Here is a 26935-nt window from a genome sequence, read left to right on the forward strand (position 1 = left end):
CAACAAACAAGTTGCCTTGTTTTGGTGGGCGATACTGGGATCGAACCAGTGACCTCTTCCGTGTCAGGGAAGCGCGCTACCGCTGCGCCAATCGCCCATGCATCCAGAATGACCTGGAAGGCATGGTTTTCACCGAGGTGGGTACGGGATTCGAACCCGTGTATACGGCTTTGCAGGCCGCTGCCTCGCCTCTCGGCCAACCCACCGTGTAAGCAGGATTCCGGGGAATTCATGCTTGACAGTGCCTTGCGAGCGGACGACGAGATTCGAACTCGCGACATCCACCTTGGCAAGGTGGTGCTCTACCAGCTGAGCTACGTCCGCATTGTGGTTCGCTCCGGACCGCCCTTCAGGCATTCCGTCGCTTTCCGACGAGTAAAAACTCTATAGGAGGTTCCAGCAAACTCCAAATCGAGCCCGGTGATTTCCCAACCATGGGGGCTGGATCCCTGAATTTGCGCGGAATTTGCAGACTTCCACGGCTGTAATTCCACGCCTGTAGTTCGTGCTGGCCGACCCGTTTTGCATTCCAGGCAGCGTGGGCTAGTGTTCTATATGCACCGGGCAGTTGATGCACGATCACCCCGGGCGATTGGCGCAGTGGTAGCGCGCTTCGTTCACACCGAAGAGGTCACTGGTTCGAACCCAGTATCGCCCACCAACAGAACCCCGCCGGACTGGATCCAGTCCGGCGGGGTTCTTTCGTTTCTCCGGGCAGGTTCCCCGGCCGGGGGCGCATTCTGTCGGTGCTCTGTGTCAGAGTCTTTGTATGACCGCTCCACTGCTTGCCCACGCTACTGACTACGGCCGAATGTATGCCCGTTCCACTACGGAACAGTTTTCGGTGCCTTCCATAACAACTGTCATTGCGCAGCAGGCGCACTCCCTTGACGGCTGGTTCAGTTTCATGGGAGCAAGCAGCCTGGCGGCCGATCCGGAATTGCCCGCGCTTATCGGGAGCCCCGCCCGGATCAGGCAGGCAGTGAACAAGGCGTCGAAGGCCGCCGAAACGTACCGGGACGAGGCTGCCGCACGCGGGGACCGCGTGCATACCTATTGTGAGCAGGTGGCACTGCGCGCCCTTGGACGCCCGCACCGCATGCAGGAGTGCAGGGACGAACTCGCGGCCAACGGTGAGCAGGCCTTTGCCGCAAGGTTCGACGAATGGTGGGAGCTGTACGGCGTTGAGCCCCTTGCCCCGGAAATCACCGTGTGGAACAAGAGTGTGGGCTACGCCGGAACATTGGACCTGGTGGCCCGGATCAACGGCCGTATTTGCCTGATTGACTACAAGACCAAGGGAACCTCCCGGGACGGCACCGTGAAAGCCCTCGATGACAAGGTTGTCATGCAGTTGGTGGCGGGCATGAAGGCCGAGGAAAGCCTGGTGGATCCCGTGGCGGGGGAGTGGGAACAATGGAGGTTTGGTGAGAACCCCATGCTCCTGGCTGTCGCAATCGGCGAAACGGAGGTACGTCCGCAGCGGGCCAACCCTGAGGTGCTGAAGCACCATTGGTGGAAGTTCTGCGCTTTGCGGCGGGTGTGGGAAATGTCCGCCGATGTCTCGGCCGCCGGGCAGGCCCTCCTGCCGATCGCCCCGCCACCCCTTGCCGCCTCGGGCGTCAGGATCGGTGCCGGCGCCGCAGGAAACTAACCCGGGCCAAGCCCCTGATCCTTCCTCTCAACTAAACTGGCTAAGGCTCCGCAGCATCCGGACCAGAGGCAGACGATCGTGAGGACTGACAGCAGATGGCAATTTTGAGTATCCGAATCATCGGGGATCCGGTGTTGCGCACCGTGGCGGATCCCGTCACCGACTTCGGACCGGAACTCGCCAAGCTGGTAGCCGACATGATGGACACCATGGAAGATGTTGACGGTGCAGGCCTGGCAGCCCCGCAAGTAGGCGTGAGCCAGCGGGTTTTCACCTACCGCATCGGCGGTGCAGAAGGACACATCATCAATCCTGTCCTGGACAACAGCGAAGACTTCCAACCGGATGAGGTTGAAGGGTGCCTGTCCATTCCAGGACTTGGCTTCCCGGTTCGCCGCCACCGGGCCACCACGGTCACTGGCGTGGATCTCAACGGCAATCCGGTCACGGTGGAGGCCGAGGGAATGCTGGCGCGGTGCTTCCAACATGAGAACGACCATCTGGACGGAGTCCTGTACACCGACCGTTTGGAAGGTGAGGACCGCAAGGCCGCACTGCGTGCCATCCGCAATGGCAACTACCACGCGGTTACTGAACAGACCACGTCCAAGCGGGCCACTTCAGTGGGTTCCAGCTTTGGTGGCGGCAGCTTCGGGATTCCGGAGTGAGGGTACTGTTCGCCGGGACGCCGGCGGTTGCTGTTCCTTCCCTTAACGCTTTGGTCAACGCCGGATTCGATGTTGTGGCCGTACTGACCCGGCCGGACGCGCCGCTGGGACGCAAGCGGGTGCTTACCCCCTCGCCCGTGGCGGCCCGTGCTGAAGAACTGGGTATCGAGGTGATCCGTGCGGCAAAAGTGGACGCTGGGGTCACGGCAAGAATAGCCGGCATCGCACCGGACGTCGCCGCCATCGTGGCCTACGGCGGCATTGTTCCGCGCGCAGCCTTGGACGTTCCAACCCATGGTTGGGTGAACCTCCACTTCTCGCTGCTCCCGGCGTGGCGGGGCGCGGCGCCGGTACAGCGCTCCATCATCGCGGGCGATGATGTCACCGGTGCGGCCACCTTCCGCCTGGAGGAGGGGCTGGACACCGGACCGGTCTTCGGAACCCTGACTGAAACGGTTCGCGATGACGATACTGCCGGTGATCTCCTGAACCGGCTTTCTGACAGCGGCGCGGTGCTGCTATGCCAGACCCTGTCTGCTATCGACGCCGGCCAGGCAGCCCCGCAGGCGCAATCAGGCGACATCTCCTTGGCGCCAAAGCTCACCCTCGAGGACGGCAGGCTGGACTGGCAGCAGCCAGCCCTTGCATTGCAGCGGCGGTCCCGTGGGGTCACCCCCGAGCCAGGCGCGTGGACCATCCTGGAAGGGCAGCGGATCAAGCTGGAACCGGTGTCCTTGCGTCCTGACGTCAAGGACCTGGATCCCGGCATGGTCCGGGCTGAAGGTAAGTCTGTATTGGTAGGTACGGGCTCCCATGCCGTGGAGCTGGGCCGCATCCAGCCCGCAGGAAAGAAAATGATGCCGCCGGCCGACTGGGCCCGCGGCTTGGCAGCAGCCGGGAAAGTGGTTTTTGAATGAGTGAGTCAGGCCGCCGAGGCCCCAACAGCGGCGGAAGCCGGGATGGCCGCCGGAGCCAAGCCGCATCCGGGAAACAAGGTCCCCGCGGCGACAGCAAGCGCAACGCCCAAGGCAGGGAACGGAACAGGGGCCCGCAGAAGGGATTCTCCTCCAGTGCCCCGTCGCAGCGCACCAGGCGCGCGGATCCGGCCCGTTTGGTTGCCTTCGAGGTGCTTCGGGCGGTTGCTTCGGAGGACGCCTACGCCAACCTGGTTCTCCCGGCGCGCATCCGCGAGCACCGGCTGGACCGCAGGGATGCCGGCTTCGCTACCGAACTAAGTTACGGGGCCTTGCGGGGCCAAGGCACCTACGACGCCATCCTGGCCCGTTGCGTCGACCGTCCCTTGGAGCAACTCGACCCCGCCATCCTTGATGCCCTCCGGATCGGTGCCCACCAGTTGCTGTCCATGCGCGTTCCGGCCCATGCGGCCTTGGACCAGACAGTGGGCCTGGCCCGTGCAGTGATCGGTGCCGGACCGTCGTCGCTCATTAACGCCGTCCTTCGAAAGGTGGCGGCCCGCTCGCTCCAGGAGTGGATGGACATGCTCCTGGATCAGGAGAGCGACGCAACCAAAGTCGCGGCACTGCGCCACGCCCACCCGGAGTGGATCGTCCGGGCCTTGCGCCAGTCCCTGGTGAACCACGGCCGGCCCGTATCCGAGATTGAAGCCTTGCTGGAGGCGGACAACGCCGCGCCGGTGGTAAACCTTGTGGCGTTGCCGGGGATTGGCAGCCTGGAAGAAGCCCTCGAGCTGGGCGCCGCCCCGGGTGAACTTGTTGAAGGCTCGGCCCTTTCGTCCGGTGGAGACCTCGGCAGGCTGGAATCCGTCCGTGCAGGGACCACCCGGGTCCAGGACGTTGGTTCCCAGTTGGTTGCCCGTGCAGTGGCGGAGGCCCGTGTGGACACCGGATCGACCGGGGGCGAGCGTTGGCTGGACCTCTGTGCAGGACCAGGCGGCAAGGCAGCGTTGTTGGCGGCGTTGGCCCACCAGGGTGGAGCAACCCTGCTGGCGAACGAACCCGCTCCCCACCGCGCCAAGCTGGTCCAACAGGCTTTGTCCGCGGTTCCCCAGGACTCGTGGACAGTCCGGACCGGAGACGGCAGGGAAGTGGGCTCCGAACAGCCGGAGTCCTTTGACCGGGTGCTGGTGGACGTTCCCTGCAGTGGCCTGGGCGCCCTTCGCCGGCGCCCCGAGTCCCGTTGGCGCCGTGCCCCCAAGGATGTGGCCGATTTGGGTCCGCTCCAGCGGGAACTCCTGAACTCGGCCATCGACGCCGTGAAGCCCGGCGGAGTGGTGGGGTACGTCACGTGCTCGCCGCACCCCGCGGAAACAACCGCCGTCGTCGGGGATGTCCTGGCGAAGCGTGCGGACCTTGAGTTGCTCGACGCCGGCAGTGCACTTGACGATGTGAGCCTCGGCGGTCATTTGGGCGCGGGCCACGAATTGACGGCGCAGCTTTGGCCGCACGTCCACCAGACCGACGCCATGTTCCTGGCGTTGATCCGCAAGAAGCCGTAGCAGGCTCCTGCGGGCTGCGGACTTCACCGGCTCCGCTGCCCGCACGCGTCAGTCCATTACTACATCGAAGGGGAAATTCCTTGTCCCAGTGCTGTATCAACCCGAGCATCCTCTCCGCGGACTTCGTCAACCTTGAGTCCGAACTCCAGCGCATCGGCACCGCGGACGCAGTGCACGTGGATGTCATGGACAACCACTTTGTTCCCAACCTGACACTGGGCCTGCCCGTGGTGCAGCGCATCCAAGCTGTCAGCCCCGTGCCGCTGGATGCGCACCTGATGATTTCCGACGCCGACCGCTGGGCACCTGCCTACGCGGACGCCGGTGTTGCCTCAGTGACCTTCCACGCCGAGGCAGCGATGGCCCCGGTGAAGCTCGCGCGCGAACTGCGTGCCCGCGGGGCAAAGGCAGGCATGGCGCTGCGGCCCGCCACGCCGGTGGAGCCGTACTTGGACATGCTCAGTGAACTGGACATGCTCCTGATCATGACCGTGGAACCGGGGTTTGGCGGCCAGGCCTTCCTGGACGTCACCCTGCCGAAGATCCGCCGTGCCCGCGCTGCCGTTGACGGCTCGGGCCTCGGCGTCGCCATCCAGGTTGATGGCGGCATCACGGAGGAGACCATTGTGCGCGCTGCCGAAGCAGGAGCGAATGTCTTCGTAGCAGGTTCGGCCGTCTACGGCCACGAAGATCCGGCGGCCGCCATTGACCGGCTCCGGACAGTTGGCTCAAAGGCCGGCCAAGCCACTCGGTGACGTCCGCTTCCGGATGTTACGAAGATGGCCGGGAATAGTCCGGCCATCTTCAAGGTTGTGGCAGAATATCAACACACATATACGTGCTCCGGGGTCGGTGTAAGTCCGAACCGGCGGTCATAGTCCGCGACCCGCGCGCCAAGGGAGTCCAGCAATGGATGCCGGAGGCAGACGGTTGAACCGGTGGAATTCCGGTACCGACAGTTAAAGTCTGGATGGGAGAAGCACGTACAGTCACGCCGTGTGCGTCCAACAGGACGTTCCGGTCGTGCTCTGTCGTACACCCCCGGAGCCATCGCGGCTGACTGGGAAGGAACGGCATGGATTTTCTGCGATGGCTCTTCGAAGCACAGATACCTGTTGGAGGATCTGCGCTTGTACTACGCGAAGTGCTTGGCAATATTTTTGGGCTCGCAAGCGCCCTCGGCGGAATGCGCCGTAAAGTCTGGGCTTGGCCCGTGGGCATTCTCGGCAACATCCTGCTGCTGACCGTGTTCCTCGGCAACGTCTTCGGCGCAGCGGCGCCGGCTACCCTGTGGGGACAGGCCGCCCGCCAATTGATGTTCATCGCCGTGGCCGTTTATGGCTGGTACCGGTGGCAGCAAGGCCGCAGCTCCGGCAGTGCCGGACGCGCCATTGTTCCTGGTTGGGCCACCCCTAAAGTCCGCATCGCCTTGATCGGTGCGATGGTTGCCGGGACGGCAGCGCTGACCCCCTTGTTCGATGCCCTGGGTTCGTACCCGCCTGTTTGGGCCGATGCCTGGACCTTCATGGGATCCCTCCTGGCAACCTATGGCATGGCCCGCGGCTGGACCGAGTTCTGGCTGATCTGGGTTGCGGTGGACATTGTAGGTGTGCCCCTGCTGTTCAGCGCGGGTTACTACGCAAGCGCCGTGATGTACCTGTTCTATGGCTTCTTCACCCTGGCCGGATTCTTCGTCTGGTGGCGGGCTGACAAGCGCGAACGTCCAGCAGCGCCGAGGATCCAGTCGACGGCGGGAGCGGTGTCATGACCGGTTCCCTGGATTTCAGCGCCGCCGAGCACGCCGCCATGGACGCTGCCCTGGCCGCGGCCTTGGCGGGTCCCCGGGGAGCCAATCCCTTGGTGGGTGCCGTGATCCTCAGCCCGGCGGGAGAGCAGTTGGCTGTTGGCTACCACCGTGGTGCCGGCACCGCGCATGCCGAGGCGGATGCCATCCATGAAGCCCGCAAGCAGGGAGTGGACCTGGCCGGAACCACCATGGTGGTCACCCTGGAACCGTGCAACCACGTAGGACGTACCGGACCGTGCGCCCAGGCGATCATCGCGGCTGGCATTGCCCGGGTTATCTATGCCGTTGACGATCCCCATGATCCCGCCGCCGGCGGCGCCCGGACGCTTCGCTCCGCCGGAGTGGAGGTTGGCTCCGGGCTGGCAGAGGCCGAGGCGCTCCATCTCAACAGGGAATGGTTCGACGCCGTTGCCGCCAAGCGTCCTTTCGTCACCCTGCACATCGCACAGACCTTGGACAGCCGCATTGCGGCGGTGGACGGAACCAGCCAGTGGATTTCGAGCCCGGAATCCCTGGCCGACAACCACGGCCTGCGGGGACTGATTGATGCGATCCTGGTGGGCACCGGCACGGTCCTGATCGACAACCCCCGCCTCACCGCCCGCGATCCCGACGGTGGCCTCTCCGGCCGCCAACCCCTTCGGGTGGTCATGGGACAACGGGATGTTCCGGAAGACGCGGCGGTCCGGGGGACGGATGGACGGTTCCTCCACCTGCCGACCCGCGACCCCGCCGAAGCCCTCTCCCTGCTGTTCGAACAAGGCGTGCGACACGTCATGGTGGAAGGCGGATCGAGCATCCTGAGCACCTTCCTGGCGGCGGGACTAGTGGACGAACTGATCGTCTACCTGGCCCCCACCCTGTTGGGCTCCGGTACGCCGGCCCTTCACGACCTGGGCATCTCCACGCTGGCCGACGCCCAGCACTGGGCATGGGACGAGGCCGGACGCGGCTCCGTCCGTACCTTGGGCAACGACCTGCGGCTGCACTTGCGGCCAACCCGGCCTCAAGCCAGCACAACCCCGAATTCCCGTCCCGGCAGTGAAGCCGCGGAATATGTCTCAGGAGGACACTGATGTTTACCGGAATCGTCGCCGAGCAGGGCACTGTCCTGGCCATTGAACACGAAGGCGAAACCAGCGCCACCCTGCGCCTGAAAGCGCCAAGCACGGCCGACGGCCTGCCGTTGGGCGGCTCCATCGCCGTCAACGGCGTGTGCCTCACGGCGACGCAGATTGAGGGCCAGGAGTTCAGCGTGGACGTCATGGGGGAGACCCTGGTCCGAACCACGATCGGGCAGTTGGCGCCGGGCGACTCCGTCAACCTTGAACGCTGCGTCCCGGCAGGAGGCCGCCTCGACGGACACGTTGTCCAAGGGCACGTGGACGGCGTCGGGGAACTTCGGGAACGTGAAGCGCAGGGCAATTGGGACCGCCTGCGCTTTGGCGTCCCGGCGCCCCTGGCCCGGTACATCGCCGAGAAGGGTTCGATCGCCGTCGACGGTGTTTCGCTGACCGTCACCGCTGTCAGCCCTGCCGCGGCAGCGGAACCGTGGTTCGAAGTAGGGCTGATCCCCACCACGCTTGAGGAAACCGGCCTCGGCGCGAAGGCCCTCGGGGCGAACGTGAACCTGGAAGTGGACGTGCTGGCCAAGTACACCGAGCGCCTGCTCTCCTTTGCCCCGCAGGGAAACCCCGCGCACCGTGCCGGAGATGACACCACAGCAGCAACACAGGAGGCAGCGCGATGAGCACGCCAGCCAAGACCACCCCGGACACCATCCACCGCCAGGGCCTGGATCCCGTCGAGGCAGCCATCGTGGCCATGGCCGCGGGCAAGGCCGTGATCGTGGTGGATAACGAAGACCGCGAGAACGAAGGCGACATCATCTTCGCGGCCCAGCACGCCACTCCTGCCCTGATGGGATGGACCATCCGCTATTCGTCCGGCGTGATCTGCGTGCCGCTTGAAGGCGCTCGGGCCGATGCTCTGGCGCTACCGCAGATGGTGGCCGTCAACGAGGACGCGAAAGGTACGGCATACACGGTTTCGTGCGATGCTGCCCAAGGCGTGAGCACCGGCATTTCGGCCACGGACCGCGCATTGACGGCCAGGATCCTCGCGGATCCGGGCAGTACGCCGGCCGGCATAACCCGTCCCGGGCATATTTTCCCCCTCCGCGCGGTTAAGGGAGGAGTGCGTGAACGCCCCGGTCACACGGAAGCGGCAGTGGACTTGTGCCGACTCGCCGGCCTGGCTCCCGTGGGTGTGATCGCTGAGTTGGTACACGACGATGGCGAAATGATGCGCTTGGACAGCCTGCGCGACTTCGCCGCCGAGCACGGATGTCCCCTCATTTCGATCGAGGACCTGGTGGCATACGTGGAGGCGGTAGAGTCCGAAGGGGCACAGAATCCCAACGCACACATTTCGGTGGCAGACGAGGAGAAGCGATGACGGCATCCACGACGCGACGCAGCAGCGATTCGGAGCGCACACCCCATCCGGTTTCCGGTGGGCCGATTGTGCAATTGCCCACCGCTTTCGGTGATTTCGTAGCCCAGGCATGGACGGACCACGAGACCGGTGTTGAACACCTCGCCGTCAGCTCCCCCAACCCTCCCAAGGACGGACGCGCACCTTTGGTCCGGCTGCATTCGGAATGCCTGACCGGTGACGTGTTCGGGTCCTACCGCTGCGATTGCGGGGAGCAATTGGCGTTTGCCCTGGAGCTGATCCATGCCGAAGGCGGCACGCTCCTGTACCTGCGCGGCCAGGAAGGCCGTGGCATTGGCCTGGCCAACAAGATCAAGGCCTACGCCCTGCAGGAAGCCGGATTCGACACTGTGGAGGCCAATGAACAGCTGGGCCTGCCCGTTGACGCCCGTTCGTACACCGCTGCTGCCCAGATCCTGGCAGAAATGGGCCTCCATGAGGTCCGGCTCCTCAGCAACAACCCGGACAAGCAGAACCGGCTGGCCCAGGCCGGCGTCACTGTGGTGGAAATGGTCCCCACCGAGGTGCCGTCCCGCGAGCAGAACCTGCGCTACCTGCAGACCAAGAAGGACCGGATGGACCACCTGCTGACGCTTGAAACCGAGCCTGCAGGAAACGGCAACAAACCCCACACTTTCGACAACAAACAAGACTGAACGGATTTCCAGGAAACAATGAGCGGACACGGCGCGCCCACCATCGACCTCACTACCCTCAACCCCGAGGAAACCTCGGAACTGAAGCTGGCCATCGTTGCGGCCAGCTGGCACACCCAGATCATGGATGGCCTCCTGGATGGCGCCCTCCGCGCCGCCAAGGAAGCCGGCATCGCCGAACCCGCGGTGCTGCGGGTTCCCGGGAGTTTCGAACTCCCCGTGGCAGCAGCCCGGCTGGCCCCGCATTTTGACGCCGTAGTAGCTCTCGGTGTGGTCATCCGCGGTGGCACACCGCACTTCGACTACGTCTGCCAGGCGGCCACCTCCGGGCTGACCGACGTGAGCGTACGCACCGGCGTGCCGGTAGGTTTCGGGGTCCTCACGTGCGACACCGAACAGCAGGGCCTGGACCGCGCCGGGCTTCCCGGTTCAACCGAGGACAAGGGCCACGAAGCAGTCTCTGCCGCCCTGGCCACGGCGGTCACCCTCAAGCAGTTCAGCTAGCCTGGTTGCTTGCAGGGAGGGGATGTGGGTGTGTGTTCACTCACATCCCCTTCGTCATGCAACGCCCCAACAAGCGGGGCCAGCCACGAAGCAAGTAGTCTGTAGGGCGTGAAGAATTTCGAGACGCTGTTCGCAGAACTGAGTGAGAAAGCAGCGACCCGCCCGGCAGGTTCGCGCACGGTCGCTGAACTGGACTCCGGAATCCACGGCATCGGCAAGAAAGTCGTCGAAGAAGCCGCCGAAGTCTGGATGGCCGCGGAGTACGAATCCGACGAAGCCGCTGCCGAGGAAATCTCCCAGCTGCTGTACCACCTGCAGGTCCTCATGCTCGCCAAGGGCCTCAGCCTGGAGGACGTTTACAAGCATCTCTAGCCACGCCACTCCGCCTGCTTCGCCGACCCCCAGCGGGTGAGGCAGCCCAGCCGGAGCTCTCCGCGTGGCCGTGTGCCTGAAACCTCCCTTCCAAACAGAAAGTCTTTCCCATGCTCCGTGTAGCAGTCCCGAACAAGGGATCCCTGTCAGAAGCCGCCTCCGCCATGTTGTCCGAGGCAGGCTACCGCCAGCGCCGCGACAGCCGTGAACTGGTGATGGTTGATCCCGACAACGACATCGAGTTCTTCTTCCTGCGCCCCCGCGACATCGCCGTGTACGTGGGACAGGGAACCCTTGATGTAGGCATTACCGGCCGCGACCTCCTGCTTGATGCCAAGGTGGAAGCCGAAGAGTTGCTTCCCCTGGGCTTTGCCCCCTCCACGTTCCGGTTCGCCGGTCCCGTTGGTGACTTCTCCGGCGTCGAGCAGCTCGAAGGCAAGCGCCTGGCCACCAGCTATGACGGCCTCCTGCGCGACTACCTCGCCGAACGCGGCGTCAACGCCAAAGTGGTCCGCCTCGACGGCGCCGTCGAATCGTCCGTACGCCTCGGCGTGGCCGATGCGATCGCCGACGTCGTGGAAACGGGCAACACCCTCAAGGCTGCGGGCATGGAAATCTTCGGCGATCCGATCCTGCGTTCCGAGGCCGTCCTGATCCGCCGCACCGGACCCGGTGGCGCCGCAAACGGCACCGCGAAGGAAATCGATGTCCTGATCCGTCGCCTGCAGGGTGTCCTCGTGGCACGCCAGTACGTGCTGATGGATTACGACATCCGCAAGGACCTGGTGGAAGACGCCGCTGCGCTGACCCCCGGACTGGAATCGCCCACCGTTTCGCCGTTGCGCGACTCCGAATGGGTTGCCGTGCGGTCCATGGTTCCGAAGAAGGAAACCAACCGCATCATGGACGAGCTCTACGACCTCGGCGCGCGCGCCATCCTGGTCAGCAGCATCCACGCCTGCCGTATCTGACCCGGCCCCGATCTCCAGAGGAGCAACACATGGCTGTAGCCGTACGCGTTATTCCCTGCCTCGACGTTGACGCCGGCCGCGTGGTCAAGGGCGTCAACTTCGAAGGCCTACGCGACGCCGGGGACCCGGTTGAGCTGGCCCACCGCTATGACAACGGGGGAGCCGACGAGCTGACGTTCCTCGACGTCACGGCTTCCTCCGGCAACCGGGAAACGACTTTCGATGTTGTGCGCAGGACTGCCGAGGAAGTATTCATTCCGCTCACCGTCGGTGGCGGCGTACGTGGCGTGGCCGAAGTGGACAAGCTGCTCCGCTTCGGCGCGGACAAAGCGTCCATCAACACCGCTGCCGTGGCACGTCCCGAGGTCATCGATGAGATCACCCGCCACTTCGGTTCGCAGGTGCTGGTGTTGTCCGTGGACGCGCGCCGTCCCCGCGACGGCGACGTCCCGACGTCGTCCGGTTTTGAGGTGACCACCCACGGTGGTCGTACCGGGACCGGAATCGACGCCATCGCCTGGGCCAAGGAAGCCGCGGACCGTGGGGTCGGCGAGATCCTGTTGAACTCGATCGATGCGGACGGTACCAAAGATGGCTTCGACCTGGAGCTCATCCGCTTGGTCCGTGCCGCGGTCAATATTCCGATCATCGCTTCCGGCGGCGCCGGCGAGCCAGCGCACTTCCCGCCCGCCGTGGAAGCCGGAGCCGACGCCGTGCTGGCCGCCTCCGTATTCCACTTCGGTCCGGATGACATGATTGCGCAGGTAAAGACCGCCATCCGCGCGGCGGGTTTCGAAGTACGCTAAGCATCAGACAGCAACGCGGGGTCACTTCCGGCCCATCATCCCTGGTGGGACGGGCCGGAAGTGACCCCGCGTTGGTGCTTAAAGTCCGATGTCGGCTGACTGCAAAAGCGCGACGGCGTCCGGCTGGCCTTCGAAGGTGACCAAGGCCTGGTTGGTCCGGCCATGGGCGTGCATCAGCAACTCTCCAGGATCGCCGACGATCGCCACCGAAACGGGTGCCCGTTTGGCAACGTGCCGGGGTCCCGTGGGGCGGACAAGGACGATGCCCAGGTCCACGCCGCGGTACAAGTAGGCAGCCCGCTTGATCAGTTCATCCCACAGGGCATCCGAGTAGGCCTCGTCCAGGGCGCGGGGTGCCCAGCGGTCCCCGGCGCGGCGGATGTCCTCCGTGTGCACGAAATATTCGATCAGGTTGGACGTTTCGTCGAGGGCCTTGATCTTCAGGGGGGAGAGTGCCGGAGGGCCTGCCCTGAACGTCTTGACCAACTCGGCGTAGTCGTCCGTGCTCTTCAACCTGGCCGCCAGCTTGGAGGTGGCCTTGTCCGAGGCCTTGCCGAGGCTGGGGATCAGCAGGCCCAGCCCTACTGCCGCCTTGCGTTCACGCAGGTAGAGGTGCGCGGCAAGATCCCGGGTGAGCCACCCTTCGCAGAGCGTGGGGGAGTCAGGCCCGGCCGCCAGCAGGGTTTCGGCCAGTACTTCACGGGAAGGATCGACGAAATGCATCACTTGTGAAACTAGCACGATCAGGGCTCTGTTGCTTAGTGGAACCGCCGCAGAAACCGGGGTCTCCCGAAGGCACTAGACTTGATCTGATGTCAGAGCAGTCCGCACCCAGTCCAACTCCTGCCGTGGAGTTCCCCAGCGACCCCGCAGTGACCCTTCCAGAGGCGATCTCGAGCGCCCTGAAACGCGATTCCGCCGGTCTTGTAGCCGCCATCATCCAGCAGCACGACACCAACGAGGTACTCATGCTGGGCTGGATGGATGACGAAGCCCTCCGCCGCACCATGACCACGGGACGGGTGACGTTCTACTCCCGTTCGCGCCAGGAGTACTGGCGCAAGGGCGACACTTCCGGACACGTTCAGTTCGTGAAGTCAGTCGCCCTTGACTGTGACGGCGATGCCCTGCTGGTCCGCGTGGACCAGGTTGGCGCGGCCTGCCACACCGGAACCCGGACCTGCTTCGACGGGCGCGACTTTACGGTCGTCACGGGTCACCGCGACTAGGCACCCACCCTTTTTACTGACGCACCACCTCATACCGAAGGCGGAAAGAATAGCCATGCAGGACCTTGGAATCATCAGCCCGGGCCTGGAAGAGTTCCGCGAACTCGCCGTCCACAGCCGTGTCATCCCCGTCCGACTCAAAGTCCTGGCCGATGCCGAGACTCCGATCGGGCTGTACCGCAAGCTGGCCAAGGGCCAGCCGGGTACCTTCCTCCTGGAATCCGCGGCTGTGGGAGGTGCCTGGTCCCGTTACTCGTTCATCGGCGCGAAGTCCCGTGCCACCCTGACCACCAAGGACGGACAGGCACACTGGATCGGTGAACCGCCCGTCGGCGTCCCCGTGGGCGGTAACCCTGTTGAAGCGGTGCGGGACACCATTGCTGCCCTGCAGACAGACCGTTTTGAAGGCCTTCCGCCCTTCACGTCCGGCTTGGTTGGATTCCTGGGCTGGGAGGCAGTGCGCCACTGGGAACGCCTGACGACGCCGCCGGAAGACGACCTGCACCTGCCGGAAATGGCCCTGAACCTGGTCACGGACATGGCCGTCCATGACAATGTAGACGGTACGGTGCTGCTCATTGCCAACGCCATTAACTTCGACAACAGCACCGAGCGCGTGGATGAGGCCTGGCATGACGCCGTGGCGCGCGTGAAGTCCATGTTGGAGCAAGTCAGCACGCCAGTGGCCCAGCCGGTCTCCGTCCTTGAAACAGCTGCGTTGGACTTCGCGTCCAGCGTGCAGGAACGCTGGGACGAGAACCAGTATTTGGAGGCGATCGACCGCGGCAAGGAAGCGATCGTTGACGGGGAAGTGTTCCAGGTGGTGATCTCGCGGCGCTTCGAAATGGAATGTGCCGCCGATCCGCTGGATGTCTACCGGGTTCTGCGCAACACCAACCCGAGCCCTTACATGTACGTCTTCAGCCTGGCGGATGCCGATGGCAGGGAATACTCGATCGTAGGGTCCTCCCCGGAAGCCCTGGTCACCGTCACCGGCGGCGAAGTCATCACCCACCCCATCGCCGGGTCGCGTCCCCGTGGCAAGACGGTGGAAGCGGACAAGGCCTTGGCCACCGAGCTCCTCGCGGACCAGAAGGAACGCGCCGAACACCTGATGCTCGTGGATCTTTCCCGCAACGACCTCTCCAAGGTCTGCGTCGCTGGAACGGTGGACGTCACCCAGTTCATGGAAGTTGAGCGCTTCAGCCACATCATGCACCTGGTCTCCACGGTGGTTGGTGAATTGGCGCCTGACGCAAAGGCATACGACGTCCTCAAGGCGACCTTCCCCGCGGGCACCCTCTCCGGCGCTCCGAAGCCGCGGGCCCTGCGCCTGCTGGATGAACTCGAACCGCACCGCCGCGGCATCTACGGTGGCGTGGTTGGCTACCTGGACTTCGCCGGCGACATGGACATGGCAATCGCCATCCGTTCGGCACTTCTGCGTGAGGGTCGCGCCTATGTGCAGGCAGGCGGGGGGATCGTGGCCGATTCCCACAAGCCATCCGAGGCGCTGGAAACTGTCAACAAGGCCGCGGCCCCGCTGCGGGCGGTGCACACGGCCGGTTCGTTGCAGAACATTGCGGCCGAAACCGTCCCCGACGCTGGAACAACGAACGCCGGAACCTTCGACGGCGGGACGCCCGCCTCATGACGGCCAAGGCACCCGTCAAAGCGGCTTCCACCCAACCACGTTGGGCCAGTAAATCCACGCTGGTACTGACGACGACCCTGCTGGCCTTCGCAGTGTTTGGTACCACCACGCAGACCTGGATCACTGTCCATCTGGATCCTGCCACGGCCTCCACTGCCGATCTGCAGGTTCAGGGAAACAAGGCTGCCACGGCCGTGACTGCGCTTGCCCTGGTCTCCCTGGCAGGTGGGCTGGCGGCGTCCATTGCGGGCCGCATTGCCCGGTGGATCATTGCTGCCATCATCGCGTTGTCGGCCGTGGGCATCATCTTGGCCGCCGTGACGGTACTGGGCGACCCACTCGGTGCCGCGCAGGGATCCATCGCAGGCGCAACAGGCGTGTCGGGCGGCCAGGCAGAGGTGGCCACGACGTTGTTCCCGGTAGTGGCAATCGTGGCCGGGGCCTTCCTGGGGGTGTGCGCCGTGATGCTGCCGCTTGCCGGACGTTACTGGAAGAGCCGAACCAAGTACGACAAGGCGGGCAGCGGCGTAGCCGGTGGCAGTGAGCCGGTTGACGAGATCGACAGTTGGGACAGCCTCTCCCGCGGGGAAGACCCCACGTAAGCCATCCGCCATCCTTGCGGGCCGGCGTCGTGCAATAAAAGAGCACACGCTCGCCCTGACGTCGGACGATGTCCCGGCCGCCGTCAATAAATGGCAGAATGTAAGCAGTATTCATCCCGAGGAGATTTCACATGAGCAAAACCACCGTGTCCGCAAACCAAGCAGAGTCCAAGATGGCCAGCCACGCTGACGCCATTGGTCACGGCAACAGCCCGGCTGCCTGGACCTGCGTCATTGTGATGCTCGTTGGCGCCCTGATTTCTTCCATTGCCTTCGTCATCGCCAGCACCCCGATCTTCATTGGCGGAATCGTGGTCATGGTCATCGGCCTCATTGTTGGTTGGGCCATGCGCAAGGCGGGCTACGGAGTAGGCGGCAGCAAGCTGCAGAACAACGGCCACTGATCGTGACCGTTCTTGATGACATCATTGTCGGCGTCAAAGAGGACATGGAGGCCCGTCGCCGGCTGGTGTCCCCGGTAGAGCTCAAGGACCGCATCGCAGCAGCGAACCCGGCCCGTGATGCATGGGCCGCCCTGGGTGGTCCGTCTGCCAGCCGCGATGAACTCAAGGTCATCGCCGAGATCAAACGCCGCAGTCCTTCCAAGGGGGACCTGGCGCCTATCTCCGATCCCGCATCCCTTGCGGTCCAGTATGCGGATGGTGGAGCCTCCGTGATCAGCGTGCTGACCGAGCAGCGCCGCTTCGGCGGTTCCCTGGCCGACCTCGATGCTGTTCGGGCCGCCGTCGATGTTCCTCTGCTGCGCAAGGACTTCACGGTGGACGAGTACCAGATCCACGAAGCACGTGCCCACGGCGCGGACCTGATCCTCCTGATCGTTGCTGCGCTGTCCGATGCCCAACTGGCGGACTACAGCGCCCTGAGCCACGAACTCGGCATGAACGTGCTCGTGGAGACGCATACGGAACAGGAAATCGAACGCGCCATCGCGGCTGAGGCCCGGATTATCGGGGTCAACGTCCGCAACCTCAAGACGCTCGACGTCGACCGTTCGGTTTTCGGGACGCTGGCGGGACTCATCCCGGCTGAGGCGGTTGTGGTCGCCGAATCCGGCGTGCGCACCGCCGATGACGTCAGCCATTACGCCGCCAGCGGCGCGAACGCCATCCTGGTGGGCGAGGCTTTGGTCAGCGACCAGACGCCCCGCGAACGCATTTCTGAATTCAAGGCAGCTGGAGCTGCCGCCATCGCCGTCAGGAACTGAGGCAGTACCTGAAGCAAGGCGACAGCCATGAGGCAGCCCGGGCAATCGCCCGAGGCTGCCTTGTGGTACGTGAACTACCCAACTAACTGGAACAGGACGGTGAGACTGATGGTGGACGCGCCAACAGCCGGCTCGGAGCAGAATGCGGCCGACGCATTCCTGGCAGGTGGCACCTCGCTGCGCAATGCCGCTGGGCCCTACTTCGGCAAGTACGGTGGCCGTTGGATGCCCGAGTCCCTCATCGCCGCCCTCGACGAGGTCCAGGACACGTTCGAGAAGGCAAAGGCGGATCCCGGGTTCCTCGCCCAGCTGAAGGACCTCAACAAGAACTACTCCGGCCGTCCGTCGTTGCTCACCGAGGCCAGGAACTTCTCGAAGCACGCCGGTGGGGCAAGGATTTTCCTTAAGCGCGAAGACCTCAACCACACCGGATCCCACAAGATCAACAACGTCCTTGGCCAGGCGCTCCTGGCCAAGCGCATGGGCAAGACCCGCGTCATTGCCGAGACCGGTGCTGGACAACACGGCGTAGCCAGCGCCACTGCGGCGGCCCTCCTTGGCCTCGAATGCGTTGTCTACATGGGAGCCGAGGACTGCCGCCGCCAGGCGCTCAACGTTGCCCGGATGCAGCTTCTTGGTGCAACGGTGGTGCCGGTAACCAACGGTTCCCAGACGCTGAAGGACGCCATCAACGATGCCCTCCGCGACTGGGTCTCCAACGTGGAGAACACCCACTACCTCCTCGGCACAGCCGCTGGAGCCCACCCGTTCCCGGCCATGGTCCGGTTCTTCCACGAGGTCATCGGCGAAGAGGCCCGCGCCCAGATCCTGGAGCAGACCGGGAAGCTCCCGGACGCCATCTGCGCGTGCATCGGCGGCGGATCCAACGCAATCGGCCTGTTCCACAGCTTCCTGGATGACGAATCCGTGAAGATCTACGGCTTCGAAGCCGGCGGCGAGGGCGTGGAAACCGGCCGGCACGCCGCAGCCATTTCCTTGGGCCGCCCGGGTGTGCTCCACGGTGCCCGCTCCTACCTCATGCAGGACGAGGACGGACAGACGATTGAGTCGCACTCCATCTCGGCGGGCCTGGACTACCCCAGCGTTGGCCCGGAACACTCCTACCTTGCCGACATCGGACGGGTCACCTACGAACCCATTACCGACACCGAAGCAATGGACGCCTTCAGCCTCTTGTGCCGTACGGAAGGCATCATCCCTGCCATCGAGTCCTCCCACGCCCTGGCCGGAGCCATCAAGGTGGGGCAGCGCCTCACCGAAGGCAAAGAGAATCCCGCCGAGGTTTCCGTGATCGTGAACCTGTCCGGCCGTGGCGACAAGGATGTGGAAACCGCGGCAGCCTGGTTCAACATGCTCGACGACGAGGGGCACGTGCGGGGGACCACCCTGTCCACGCGCAAGCCCAAAGGCCCGTCGGAGCGATCTTCCGAGGCAACTGCTGACGTGAACGGGGACCAGGACTAATGACTGAACAATTTGCCAGCAAGTCTGCTGCCGCCATCGACCGCGCCAAGGCCGAAGGACGGGCCGCCCTGATCGGCTACCTGCCCGCCGGATACCCTACCGTGCAGGAAAGCATCGATGCCGGCATTGCCCTGGCGCGCAACGGCGCCGACCTCATCGAGATCGGCATTCCGTACTCTGATCCCGTGATGGATGGCCCCGTTATCCAGGCAGCCACCACGGAAGCCATTGCCAACGGTTTCCGTGTTTCCAACGTCTTCGACGTCGTAGCCGGGATCACCGCGGTCACGGACGCGGCAGTGCTGGTCATGACGTACTGGAATCCGGTGATGCGCATGGGCGTGGACGAGTTCTCGCGGCGCCTGGCTGAAGCCGGGGGAGCGGGCCTCATCACTCCGGACCTGATCCCGGACGAGGCTGCCGAATGGTTCGAAGCGTCGGACAAGTACGGTCTGGACCGTGTCTTCCTGGTGGCGCCCTCCTCGACACCTGAACGCCTGGACATGACCGTGAAGGCCAGCCGTGGATTTGTCTACGGCGTGTCCATCATGGGTGTCACCGGTGCACGCCAGTCGGTCAGCAGCAGTGCCGAGGACGTTGTGGCCCGTGCACACGCAGCAGGGGCCGAGCGGGTATGCGTCGGCCTGGGTGTTTCCAACCCGGACCACGTCCGCGAAATCGCCGCCTACGCCGATGGCGTGATCGTTGGAACCGCCCTCGTGGCGGCGCTCCGCGATGGAGGCGTCGACGCCGTCGGGCAACTCACCAAGAACCTCAGCGCCGGCCTGGGCCGCGCAGCTGCAGACGCCTAGGAAAAGGAACAGCAAAGCCCCATGCAGACCGTCCTCCACGCAGCGGCAATGGTCCCCTTGAGTATTCCGAGCCCTTCGTGGTCCGGTTTCGACATTCCGCTGCCGTGGGGGACGTTGCGCATCCATGCGTATGCGCTCTGCATCCTTACGGGCATCATCGTTGGCCTGTGGCTGACGTCCGTCCGCTGGAAGCGCCGAGGCGCTCCCGAGGGCAGCCTGTGGGACATTGCCATCTGGGCCATTCCGTTTGGCATCATCGGCGGGCGCCTGTACCACGTGTTTTCGTCACCGGACGCGTACTTCGGTCCTGGCTTCGATGGCACCGGTGACCTTTCCCTGATCCCGCAGATCCAGCGCGGCGGCCTCGGTATTTGGGGTGCTGTGGTGCTGGGCGCAGTAGGCGCCTGGATTGGTTGCCGCCGTGCCGGGCTGAAACTGACGGCTTTCCTCGACGTGGCGGCTCCGGGCCTTCTGCTCGCCCAGGCGATCGGACGGTGGGGCAACTGGTTCAACCAAGAGCTGTTCGGGGCGCCCACCACGCTTCCCTGGGGGCTCCAGATAGATCCTGCCAATGCGAACTTCCCGGCTGGAATGCCTGCCGACACGCTGTTCCACCCGACATTCCTCTATGAGTCCTTGTGGAACCTGGCGGGTGTGGCCCTGCTCCTGGTCTTGGACCGCAGGTTCCACTTCCGCCGCGGCCGCCTCTTCTGGCTTTACGCCATGTACTACACCGTTGGCCGCGTGTGGATCGAAGCGCTAAGGATAGACGACGCCGAGCAAATCACCCTCTTCGGGATCACCACCCGGCTTAATGTTTGGACGAGCATCCTGGTGTTCGTGGTTGCCCTGGCGATCTTCCTGGTCCTGGGACGCGGTGGCCGACCGGTGCCTGATACCCCGTATTTGGCGGGGCGGGAGCCCGAGGCGGCATCCCCCAAAGATGACACTTCGGTGACGAGCGTCACGAGTCATGATGTGGAACGATCTGTCTCAGATAGTGGTTCCCGTGATAATCTCCCTGATAACCAAAGCGATCCGGGCCACGTTGACGAGCCGCAGGAAGCAGCAGGGGATTCCGGCAAGGCGGCTCAGGCCACGCCGGTATCTGGAACTGCCGCGACTGCCGCGAGGAAGGCCCCCGGATCTACGCCGAAGGCTGACGACACCAAGTAGTCGCTTTCGGTAAAGGGGCAACAGAGTCACCGCTCGTAGGGCCCAGTCCACAGCGTCGTGGCACCCCGGAATCCGGATCGCAACATACCGATGTTCACCGGTCTCGCCGGGGCCAGTGGTCTGCGTAACTGTTAGTTTCGCAAGGCTGGCTGGCCTACAATTTCCAATAACTAGCGCTTTGTTGTGCCCATCACAGGCAAGCAAGGTGGGGCCAACGTTGTCCCTTCCATACGCACGATCACGAGGAAGGACGTCTCCCATGACCCATCTTCATAACCCCGGTTGGTCCGAAAACATCGAACCCCAGGGTGCCATGTCTCCGTTCAAGCGCTTCGCTGCGCTTCCGGAGGCGCAGGGGCTTTACAACCCCGATGCGGAGAAGGACGCCTGCGGCCTGGCCATTATTGCCACGCTCCGCGGGGAACCGGGATACGACATCGTGGAAGCGGCACTGACTGCCCTCCGCAATCTCGAACACCGCGGTGCCGTTGGCGCCGACGAGGGCACCGGTGACGGCGCAGGCCTGCTCATGCAGGTACCGGACGAGTTCTTCCGTGCCGTCACTGAATTCGAACTGCCGGCTCCCGGACAGTACGTGGTGGGTACGGCATTCCTGCCTGCCGAGTCGCGGGAAGCTGCCACGGCCAAAGCGGGCATCGAGTCGCTGGCTGCTGACGAGGGACTGACGGTCCTGGGCTGGCGCGAAGTTCCCGTGGTGGCCGACCTGGTCGGTGCCATGGCCCGTGCCTGCATGCCCTACTTCTCCCAGCCGTTCTTTGCTTCGGCCACTGGCGAGCAGCTTGAGCGGAACGAACTCGACTCCCGCGCCTGGCGGATCCGCAAGCGTGCCCAGAACAAGTTCGGCGTGTACTTCCCCTCGCTGTCCTCCCGCACCATTGTGTACAAGGGCATGCTGACCACGGCACAGCTGGAGCCGTTCTACCCGGACCTCTCGGACAAGCGCTTCAAGACCAAGCTGGCGATCGTCCACTCGCGCTTCTCCACCAACACCTTCCCGTCCTGGCCGTTGGCCCAGCCCTTCCGCACCATCGCCCACAACGGCGAGATCAACACGGTCAAGGGCAATCGGAACTGGATGCGTGCGCGTCAGTCGCAGCTCGCCAGCCCGCTCCTTGGCGATACCCCGGAAGAGCTGTACCCGATCTGCACCCCGGGCGCTTCCGACTCCGCGTCCTTCGACGAAGTAGCCGAGCTCCTGTGGCTTTCCGGGCGACCCATCACGCACTCGATCATGATGATGATCCCGGAAGCGTGGGAGAACCATGCCACCATGGATCCGGCACGCCGCGCCTTCTACGAGTACCACTCGCTGCTCATGGAACCGTGGGACGGCCCTGCGGCTGTTTCCTTCACGGACGGCAACCTTGTGGGTGCCACCCTGGACCGCAACGGCCTGCGTCCCGGCCGCTACTGGATCACCGAAGACGGCCTGATCGTCTTCGCGTCCGAAGTCGGCGTGATCGAGGTCGAGCCAGCCAACGTGGTCAAGAAGGGCCGCGTTGCCCCCGGCAAGATGTTCCTGGTGGACACCGAAGCCGGCCGCATCATCGACGACGCCGAGGTCAAGGCCGAGGTCGCAGCAGCCAACCCGTGGGCCGAGTGGCTCAAGGACAACCTGATCGACATCAACGAACTCCCCGAGCGTGAGCACGTGCTCCACACGGCTGCTTCGGTGAACATCCGGCAGCGGACCTTCGGCTACACCACCGAAGAACTGAAGATCCTGCTTGGGCCGATGGCCCGTACCGGTGCCGAGCCCCTGGGTGCCATGGGATCTGACACTCCCGTTGCCGTGCTCTCCAAGCGCCCCCGCTTGCTGTTCGACTACTTCGTGCAGTCCTTCGCGCAGGTCACCAACCCTCCGTTGGACGCCATCCGCGAAGAGCTCGTGACGTCCCTGAAGTGTGCCATCGGTCCCAACGGCAACCTCCTGGACGGCAAGCAGGTCCGCCAGCCGCAGATCTCCCTGCCGTTCCCCGTGATCAACAACGACCAGCTCGCCAAGATCGCGAACATCGAAAACGCCGACGGCGACCGGATTGCCATGAAGGTGCGCGGTCTGTACCGCCCCGAGGGTGGAGAAGCAGCACTGCGTGCCCGCCTGACTGAAATCTGCGAGCAGGTTTCCGGAGCGATCAACCGTGGTGTGCAGTACATCGTGCTGTCCGATCGTGACTCGAACGCGCAGTGGGCGCCCATCCCGTCGCTCCTCCTGGTCAGCGCCGTGCACCACCACCTGCTCCGGAGTGCAAACCGGACCAAGACCGCCCTGGTGGTCGAGGCCGGCGATGTCCGCGAGACGCACCATGTGGCCGTGCTGATCGGTTACGGTGCTTCCGCCGTCAACCCGTACCTGGCCATGGAATCGGTGGAGCAGCTGATCTCCAACGGCGACGTGGTGGGCGTGACTCCGGAAGACGGCGTCTACAACCTCATCAAGGGCCTGGGCAAGGGCGTCCTGAAGATCATGTCCAAGATGGGCATCTCGACGGTTGCTTCCTACACCGGCGCACAAACCTTCGAAGCCCTGGGCCTGTCCCAGGAACTCGTGGACGAATTCTTCTCCGGCACGCACTCCCAGCTGGGCGGCGTCGGCCTGGAAGTCATCGCGGCCGAGGTTTCGGCCCGCCACCAGATGGCCTACCCCGAGGGTGGCATCGAGCACCCGCACCGCCCGCTCCTGGGTGGCGGCGAGTACCAGTGGCGCCGCGACGGCGAGCCGCACCTCTTCAACCCGGAGACCGTGTTCCGCCTGCAGCACGCCACGCGCGAACGCCGCTACGACATCTTCAAGCAGTACACCAAGGGTGTTGACGACCAGTCCGAAAACCTCATGACCTTGCGCGGCCTGCTCAAGTTCAAGGACGGTATCCGCCCTGCGGTCCCGCTCGAGGAAGTGGAGCCGGTCTCCAGCATCGTCAAGCGTTTCTCCACGGGCGCCATGAGCTACGGCTCCATCTCCAAGGAAGCGCACGAGACGCTGGCCATTGCCATGAACCGTTTGGGTGCCAAGTCCAACACGGGTGAAGGCGGCGAGGATGTGGACCGCCTGCTGGATCCGGAGCGTCGCTCCGCCATCAAGCAGATCGCTTCCGGCCGTTTCGGTGTCACCAGCCTGTACCTGACCAACGCCGACGACATCCAGATCAAGATGGCCCAGGGCGCCAAGCCCGGCGAGGGTGGCCAGCTGATGGCGCAAAAGGTCTACCCCTGGGTGGCCCGGACCCGCCACTCGACCCCTGGCGTCGGACTGATCTCCCCACCGCCGCACCACGACATCTACTCGATCGAAGACCTGGCGCAGCTCATCTACGATGCCAAGCGCGCCAACCCTTCGGCACGAGTGCATGTGAAGCTGGTTTCGGAAGTCGGGATCGGCACTGTGGCGTCCGGCGTGACCAAGGCGAAGGCCGACGTCGTGCTTGTCTCAGGTCACGACGGCGGTACCGGCGCCTCGCCGCTGAACTCGCTCAAGCATGCGGGTGTGCCGTGGGAACTCGGTCTCGCCGAGACGCAGCAGACCCTGATGCTCAACGGCCTGCGCGACCGTGTGGTGGTCCAGGTTGACGGCCAGCTCAAGACCGGACGCGACGTAGTCATTGCCGCCCTGCTGGGTGGCGAAGAGTTCGGTTTCGCTACGGCTCCGCTGGTGGTCGAAGGCTGCATCATGATGCGCGTCTGCCACCTGGACACCTGCCCGGTGGGCGTTGCCACGCAGAACCCCGAGCTCCGTGCCCGGTTCTCCGGCAAGCCCGAATTCGTGGTCAACTTCTTCGAGTTCCTCGCAGAAGAAGTCCGCGAAATCCTTGCCGACCTTGGCTTCCGCAGCATTGAAGAGGCGATCGGCCACGCCGAGGTGCTGGACACCCGCGACGCGATCGACCACTGGAAGGCCGACGGGCTGGATCTTGATCCGATCCTGCACGGCCTCGAGTTCGACGACGACGTTCCGCTGCGCAACATGGTGGGCCAGAACCACGAACTGGACAAGCACTTCGACCAGCGGCTCATCACCATGGCGCAGGAAGCACTCAGCGACCGCATGCCTGTCAAGATCACCCTGGACGTCATCAACACGGACCGTTCCGTGGGTACCATGCTGGGCCACGTGGTGACCAAGACCTTCGGCACCGATGTTCTGGCGACCGACACGATCGACGTCACGCTCAACGGCACGGCCGGCCAGTCCTTGGGAGCCTTCCTGCCCGCAGGCATCACCTTGCGCATGTTCGGCGACTCCAATGACTACGTTGGCAAGGGCCTCTCCGGTGGACGCATCATTGTCCGCCCGGACCGCACCAACGTGTTCCAGGCCGAGCGCAACGTCATTGCCGGCAACGTCATCGGTTATGGTGCCACCAGCGGTGAGCTCTTCCTCCGTGGCCAGGTGGGCGAACGCTTCCTGGTCCGCAACTCCGGTGCCACCGCCGTCGTCGAAGGTATTGGCGACCACGGTTGCGAGTACATGACCGGTGGCCAGACGCTGATCATCGGCCGCACGGGCCGCAACTTCGGTGCCGGCATGTCCGGCGGTACGGCCTACGTGCTGGACCTGCAGCCCGAGCGCGTCAACAAGGACGCACTGGACTCCGGCGAGCTCCAGCTCCTTGAACTGGACGCCGAAGACCGCGACATTGTGCACGGCCTCCTCGTCAAGCACGTCGAGGAGACCGAATCCGTCCTGGCCGGCCGCTTGCTCGAAAACTTCGACGACACTGCTGCCCGCATCACCAAGGTACTGCCGCGCGACTACGCTGCAGTCCTGCAAACCCGCCTCAACGCCATCGAAGAGGGCCTCGACCCCGATGGCGAAGAAGTATGGTCCCGAATCCTGGAGGTAACCGGTGGCTGATCCACGCGGATTTCTGAAAGTCCGGCAGCGCGAGACGCAGCCACGCCGTCCCGTTCCGGTCCGCATCATGGACTGGAAAGAAGTCTACGAGGCCCAGGAGAAGGGCGTCCTCAAGAGCCAGGCCGGCCGCTGCATGGACTGCGGCGTTCCGTTCTGCCACCAGGGGTGTCCGCTGGGCAACCTCATTCCCGAGTGGAACGACCTCGTCTGGCGGGACAAGGGCGAAGAGGCCATTGAGCGCCTCCATGCCACGAACAACTTCCCTGAGTGGACCGGTCGCCTCTGCCCGGCTCCCTGTGAAGCTTCCTGCGTACTGGGCATCAACCAGCCTGCCGTGACCATCAAGCAGGTTGAGGTTTCCATCATCGATGAAGCCTTCGACAACGACTGGGTCCAGCCGCTTCCGCCGACGCGCCTCACCGGCAAGACGGTAGCCGTGGTTGGCTCGGGTCCCGCCGGCCTCGCTGCCGCACAGCAGTTGACGCGCGTTGGTCACACGGTTGCCGTGTACGAACGCGACGACAAGATCGGCGGCCTGCTCCGCTACGGCATCCCCGACTTCAAGATGGAGAAGGACCAGGTGGATCGCCGCCTGGACCAAATGAAGGCTGAAGGCACCCGCTTCCGCACCGGCGTCGCCGTCGGTACGGACGTGACGTGGGAGCAGCTGCGGCGCCGCTACGACGCCGTGGTGATCGCCACCGGCGCCACCGTACCGCGCGACCTCCCCATCCCCGGCCGCGATCTCGATGGCGTCCACTTCGCCATGGACTACCTTGTGCCTTCCAACCGTGTGGTTGCGGGGGAGAGCCCCGAAAACCACATCGACGCCCGTGGCAAGCATGTGGTCATCCTCGGTGGCGGCGACACCGGTGCAGACTGCATTGGTACCGCACACCGCCACCAGGCAGCCTCGGTCACCACCCTGGCGATCGGCAAGCAGCCGCCGCTGGAACGCGCGTCGCACCAGCCGTGGCCGACGTTCCCCACCCTGTTCGAGGTGGCAAGCGCCCACGAAGAAGGCGGCGAGCGTACCTACCTTGCGTCCACCGTTGAGTTTGTTGGCGAAAACGGCAAGCTGACCGGAGTCAAGGTTGCCGAAACGGAGTTCGTCGACGGCAAGCGCCTCCCCAAGGCCGGAACCGAGCGGGTCATTCCCGCCGACCTCGTGTTCCTCAGCCTCGGCTTCACCGGCGCCGAGCCGGCAGGCATCACCGAACAAGTAAGTGCAGAGTTTGACGCCCGTGGCAACGTTGCCCGTGATGGCTACTACATGACGAATACCGAAGGCGTGTTCGTTGCCGGCGATGCCGGACGTGGCCAGTCTCTGATTGTGTGGGCCATCGCCGAAGGCCGTGCGTGCGCGGCCGCCGTCGATAAGTTCCTCATGGGAAGCACGATCCTCCCGGCACCGGTCGCCCCCACCGACCGGGCAATCGCGGTCTTATAGCGCCGGCAGGAATGTTCTT

Annotated in this window: 25 protein-coding genes, 4 tRNA genes and 1 riboswitch; of the genes, 25 read left to right on the forward strand and 4 right to left on the reverse strand. The window is 64.4% G+C overall.

Annotation, left to right across the window (positions count from 1 at the left end):
• Positions 1-22: 22 nt before the first annotated feature.
• From ACIQTZ_RS17765 to ACIQTZ_RS17775, 3 genes are all read right to left on the reverse strand, one after another.
• A tRNA-Val gene (locus ACIQTZ_RS17765) sits at positions 23-97 on the reverse strand.
• A 38-nt stretch (positions 98-135) separates the two neighbouring features.
• A tRNA-Cys gene (locus ACIQTZ_RS17770) sits at positions 136-206 on the reverse strand.
• A 45-nt stretch (positions 207-251) separates the two neighbouring features.
• Positions 252-324, reverse strand: a tRNA-Gly gene (locus tag ACIQTZ_RS17775).
• Between the two features lie 262 nt (positions 325-586).
• Between ACIQTZ_RS17775 and ACIQTZ_RS17780 the strand changes: the two genes are divergently transcribed.
• The 15 genes from ACIQTZ_RS17780 (at position 587) to hisF (ending at position 12410) form a co-directional block, all read left to right on the forward strand.
• Positions 587-661: transfer RNA gene (locus ACIQTZ_RS17780), tRNA-Val, on the forward strand.
• 108 nt (positions 662-769) lie between these two features.
• A complete protein-coding gene (locus tag ACIQTZ_RS17785) occupies positions 770-1654 on the forward strand; it encodes a cytochrome (RefSeq protein ID WP_402945908.1) in 885 nt (294 codons plus the stop codon).
• 95 nt (positions 1655-1749) lie between these two features.
• Complete coding sequence (gene def / locus ACIQTZ_RS17790; protein WP_402982589.1) at positions 1750-2322, forward strand: peptide deformylase; 573 nt, start codon at positions 1750-1752, stop codon at positions 2320-2322.
• Entirely contained in the window at positions 2319-3239 is a 921-nt protein-coding gene (gene fmt, locus ACIQTZ_RS17795; RefSeq protein WP_402982591.1) for a methionyl-tRNA formyltransferase, read from the forward strand. The genes def and fmt overlap by 4 nt, the downstream gene beginning before the upstream one ends.
• Positions 3236-4798, forward strand: a complete 1563-nt coding sequence (locus tag ACIQTZ_RS17800) for an RsmB/NOP family class I SAM-dependent RNA methyltransferase (protein WP_402982593.1) — start codon at positions 3236-3238, stop codon at positions 4796-4798. Before fmt ends, ACIQTZ_RS17800 begins: the two co-directional genes overlap by 4 nt.
• Before the next feature lie 80 nt (positions 4799-4878).
• Entirely contained in the window at positions 4879-5553 is a 675-nt protein-coding gene (gene rpe, locus ACIQTZ_RS17805) for a ribulose-phosphate 3-epimerase (RefSeq protein ID WP_402982594.1), read from the forward strand.
• 79 nt (positions 5554-5632) lie between these two features.
• A riboswitch (FMN riboswitch) is annotated at positions 5633-5785 on the forward strand.
• An 88-nt stretch (positions 5786-5873) separates the two neighbouring features.
• Entirely contained in the window at positions 5874-6566 is a 693-nt protein-coding gene (gene pnuC, locus ACIQTZ_RS17810) for a nicotinamide riboside transporter PnuC (protein ID WP_400334485.1), read from the forward strand.
• Positions 6563-7681, forward strand: coding sequence for a bifunctional diaminohydroxyphosphoribosylaminopyrimidine deaminase/5-amino-6-(5-phosphoribosylamino)uracil reductase RibD (ribD, locus tag ACIQTZ_RS17815; protein WP_400334483.1), 1119 nt, complete (start codon positions 6563-6565; stop codon positions 7679-7681). The genes pnuC and ribD overlap by 4 nt, the downstream gene beginning before the upstream one ends.
• Positions 7681-8355 (forward strand): riboflavin synthase, encoded by a 675-nt coding sequence (locus tag ACIQTZ_RS17820; RefSeq protein ID WP_402982596.1) that lies wholly within the window; start codon positions 7681-7683, stop codon positions 8353-8355. The genes ribD and ACIQTZ_RS17820 overlap by 1 nt, the downstream gene beginning before the upstream one ends.
• A complete protein-coding gene (ribB, locus tag ACIQTZ_RS17825) occupies positions 8352-9062 on the forward strand; it encodes a 3,4-dihydroxy-2-butanone-4-phosphate synthase (RefSeq protein ID WP_402982598.1) in 711 nt (236 codons plus the stop codon). Before ACIQTZ_RS17820 ends, ribB begins: the two co-directional genes overlap by 4 nt.
• On the forward strand, positions 9059-9757 hold the full coding sequence (gene ribA / locus ACIQTZ_RS17830; RefSeq protein ID WP_402982599.1) for a GTP cyclohydrolase II: 699 nt from the start codon (positions 9059-9061) through the stop codon (positions 9755-9757). Before ribB ends, ribA begins: the two co-directional genes overlap by 4 nt.
• A gap of 18 nt (positions 9758-9775) precedes the next feature.
• Positions 9776-10261: a 6,7-dimethyl-8-ribityllumazine synthase gene (gene ribH / locus ACIQTZ_RS17835; protein ID WP_400334477.1), complete on the forward strand. Its 486-nt coding sequence runs from the start codon at positions 9776-9778 to the stop codon at positions 10259-10261.
• Between the two features lie 108 nt (positions 10262-10369).
• On the forward strand, positions 10370-10633 hold the full coding sequence (locus tag ACIQTZ_RS17840; protein ID WP_018778638.1) for a phosphoribosyl-ATP diphosphatase: 264 nt from the start codon (positions 10370-10372) through the stop codon (positions 10631-10633).
• A gap of 110 nt (positions 10634-10743) precedes the next feature.
• Complete coding sequence (gene hisG / locus ACIQTZ_RS17845) at positions 10744-11604, forward strand: ATP phosphoribosyltransferase (RefSeq protein ID WP_400334475.1); 861 nt, start codon at positions 10744-10746, stop codon at positions 11602-11604.
• 29 nt (positions 11605-11633) lie between these two features.
• Positions 11634-12410: an imidazole glycerol phosphate synthase subunit HisF gene (gene hisF, locus ACIQTZ_RS17850; RefSeq protein WP_402982601.1), complete on the forward strand. Its 777-nt coding sequence runs from the start codon at positions 11634-11636 to the stop codon at positions 12408-12410.
• A 78-nt stretch (positions 12411-12488) separates the two neighbouring features.
• On the opposite strand, the gene ACIQTZ_RS17855 is transcribed toward hisF, so the two are convergent.
• Positions 12489-13133 (reverse strand): TIGR03085 family metal-binding protein, encoded by a 645-nt coding sequence (locus ACIQTZ_RS17855; protein WP_402982603.1) that lies wholly within the window; start codon positions 13131-13133, stop codon positions 12489-12491.
• Positions 13134-13222: 89 nt separating this feature from the next.
• Here ACIQTZ_RS17855 and hisI point away from each other — a divergent pair, with 89 nt between their 5' ends.
• The 10 genes from hisI (at position 13223) to ACIQTZ_RS17905 (ending at position 26916) form a co-directional block, all read left to right on the forward strand.
• A complete protein-coding gene (hisI, locus tag ACIQTZ_RS17860) occupies positions 13223-13639 on the forward strand; it encodes a phosphoribosyl-AMP cyclohydrolase (RefSeq protein WP_400334472.1) in 417 nt (138 codons plus the stop codon).
• A gap of 55 nt (positions 13640-13694) precedes the next feature.
• The gene (locus tag ACIQTZ_RS17865; RefSeq protein ID WP_402945919.1) at positions 13695-15293 is read left to right on the forward strand and encodes an anthranilate synthase component I; all 1599 of its coding nucleotides are present in this window, start codon (positions 13695-13697) and stop codon (positions 15291-15293) included.
• Positions 15290-15895, forward strand: a complete 606-nt coding sequence (locus ACIQTZ_RS17870; RefSeq protein ID WP_402982604.1) for a Trp biosynthesis-associated membrane protein — start codon at positions 15290-15292, stop codon at positions 15893-15895. The genes ACIQTZ_RS17865 and ACIQTZ_RS17870 overlap by 4 nt, the downstream gene beginning before the upstream one ends.
• 131 nt (positions 15896-16026) lie before the next feature.
• The gene (locus ACIQTZ_RS17875; RefSeq protein ID WP_387436269.1) at positions 16027-16299 is read left to right on the forward strand and encodes an HGxxPAAW family protein; all 273 of its coding nucleotides are present in this window, start codon (positions 16027-16029) and stop codon (positions 16297-16299) included.
• A 2-nt stretch (positions 16300-16301) separates the two neighbouring features.
• Positions 16302-17120 (forward strand): indole-3-glycerol phosphate synthase TrpC, encoded by an 819-nt coding sequence (gene trpC, locus ACIQTZ_RS17880; protein ID WP_402982606.1) that lies wholly within the window; start codon positions 16302-16304, stop codon positions 17118-17120.
• A 108-nt stretch (positions 17121-17228) separates the two neighbouring features.
• A complete protein-coding gene (gene trpB / locus ACIQTZ_RS17885; RefSeq protein WP_402982644.1) occupies positions 17229-18605 on the forward strand; it encodes a tryptophan synthase subunit beta in 1377 nt (458 codons plus the stop codon).
• Positions 18605-19417: a tryptophan synthase subunit alpha gene (gene trpA / locus ACIQTZ_RS17890; RefSeq protein WP_402982608.1), complete on the forward strand. Its 813-nt coding sequence runs from the start codon at positions 18605-18607 to the stop codon at positions 19415-19417. The genes trpB and trpA overlap by 1 nt, the downstream gene beginning before the upstream one ends.
• A 21-nt stretch (positions 19418-19438) precedes the next feature.
• The gene (gene lgt, locus ACIQTZ_RS17895) at positions 19439-20593 is read left to right on the forward strand and encodes a prolipoprotein diacylglyceryl transferase (RefSeq protein WP_400334464.1); all 1155 of its coding nucleotides are present in this window, start codon (positions 19439-19441) and stop codon (positions 20591-20593) included.
• A 259-nt stretch (positions 20594-20852) separates the two neighbouring features.
• Entirely contained in the window at positions 20853-25466 is a 4614-nt protein-coding gene (gene gltB, locus ACIQTZ_RS17900) for a glutamate synthase large subunit (RefSeq protein ID WP_402982610.1), read from the forward strand.
• Positions 25459-26916 carry a glutamate synthase subunit beta gene (locus ACIQTZ_RS17905; RefSeq protein WP_402945930.1) on the forward strand — a complete coding sequence of 486 codons (1458 nt, stop codon included), beginning with the start codon at positions 25459-25461 and terminating at the stop codon, positions 26914-26916. Before gltB ends, ACIQTZ_RS17905 begins: the two co-directional genes overlap by 8 nt.
• Positions 26917-26935 lie beyond the last annotated feature (19 nt).

The organism is Paenarthrobacter sp. NPDC090520 (genome assembly GCF_044769205.1).
Classification (GTDB): Bacteria; Actinomycetota; Actinomycetes; order Actinomycetales; family Micrococcaceae; genus Arthrobacter.

Bases quoted from the DNA above. Each gene is read 5' to 3' on its own strand.
- lgt (WP_400334464.1), top strand. From the start codon at position 19,439: ATGCAGACCGTCCTCCACGCAGCGGCAATGGTCCCCTTGAGTATTCCG.
- ACIQTZ_RS17820 (WP_402982596.1), top strand. From the start codon at position 7,681: ATGTTTACCGGAATCGTCGCCGAGCAGGGCACTGTCCTGGCCATTGAA.
- ribA (WP_402982599.1), top strand. From the start codon at position 9,059: ATGACGGCATCCACGACGCGACGCAGCAGCGATTCGGAGCGCACACCC.
- ACIQTZ_RS17870 (WP_402982604.1), top strand. From the start codon at position 15,290: ATGACGGCCAAGGCACCCGTCAAAGCGGCTTCCACCCAACCACGTTGG.
- ACIQTZ_RS17855 (WP_402982603.1), bottom strand. From the start codon at position 13,133: ATGCATTTCGTCGATCCTTCCCGTGAAGTACTGGCCGAAACCCTGCTG.
- ACIQTZ_RS17785 (WP_402945908.1), top strand. From the start codon at position 770: ATGACCGCTCCACTGCTTGCCCACGCTACTGACTACGGCCGAATGTAT.
- trpA (WP_402982608.1), top strand. From the start codon at position 18,605: ATGACTGAACAATTTGCCAGCAAGTCTGCTGCCGCCATCGACCGCGCC.
- hisF (WP_402982601.1), top strand. From the start codon at position 11,634: ATGGCTGTAGCCGTACGCGTTATTCCCTGCCTCGACGTTGACGCCGGC.
- def (WP_402982589.1), top strand. From the start codon at position 1,750: ATGGCAATTTTGAGTATCCGAATCATCGGGGATCCGGTGTTGCGCACC.
- ribH (WP_400334477.1), top strand. From the start codon at position 9,776: ATGAGCGGACACGGCGCGCCCACCATCGACCTCACTACCCTCAACCCC.
- hisI (WP_400334472.1), top strand. From the start codon at position 13,223: ATGTCAGAGCAGTCCGCACCCAGTCCAACTCCTGCCGTGGAGTTCCCC.
- pnuC (WP_400334485.1), top strand. From the start codon at position 5,874: ATGGATTTTCTGCGATGGCTCTTCGAAGCACAGATACCTGTTGGAGGA.
- trpB (WP_402982644.1), top strand. From the start codon at position 17,229: ATGGTGGACGCGCCAACAGCCGGCTCGGAGCAGAATGCGGCCGACGCA.
- ACIQTZ_RS17865 (WP_402945919.1), top strand. From the start codon at position 13,695: ATGCAGGACCTTGGAATCATCAGCCCGGGCCTGGAAGAGTTCCGCGAA.
- ribD (WP_400334483.1), top strand. From the start codon at position 6,563: ATGACCGGTTCCCTGGATTTCAGCGCCGCCGAGCACGCCGCCATGGAC.
- gltB (WP_402982610.1), top strand. From the start codon at position 20,853: ATGACCCATCTTCATAACCCCGGTTGGTCCGAAAACATCGAACCCCAG.
- ACIQTZ_RS17875 (WP_387436269.1), top strand. From the start codon at position 16,027: ATGAGCAAAACCACCGTGTCCGCAAACCAAGCAGAGTCCAAGATGGCC.
- ribB (WP_402982598.1), top strand. From the start codon at position 8,352: ATGAGCACGCCAGCCAAGACCACCCCGGACACCATCCACCGCCAGGGC.
- hisG (WP_400334475.1), top strand. From the start codon at position 10,744: ATGCTCCGTGTAGCAGTCCCGAACAAGGGATCCCTGTCAGAAGCCGCC.
- ACIQTZ_RS17800 (WP_402982593.1), top strand. From the start codon at position 3,236: ATGAGTGAGTCAGGCCGCCGAGGCCCCAACAGCGGCGGAAGCCGGGAT.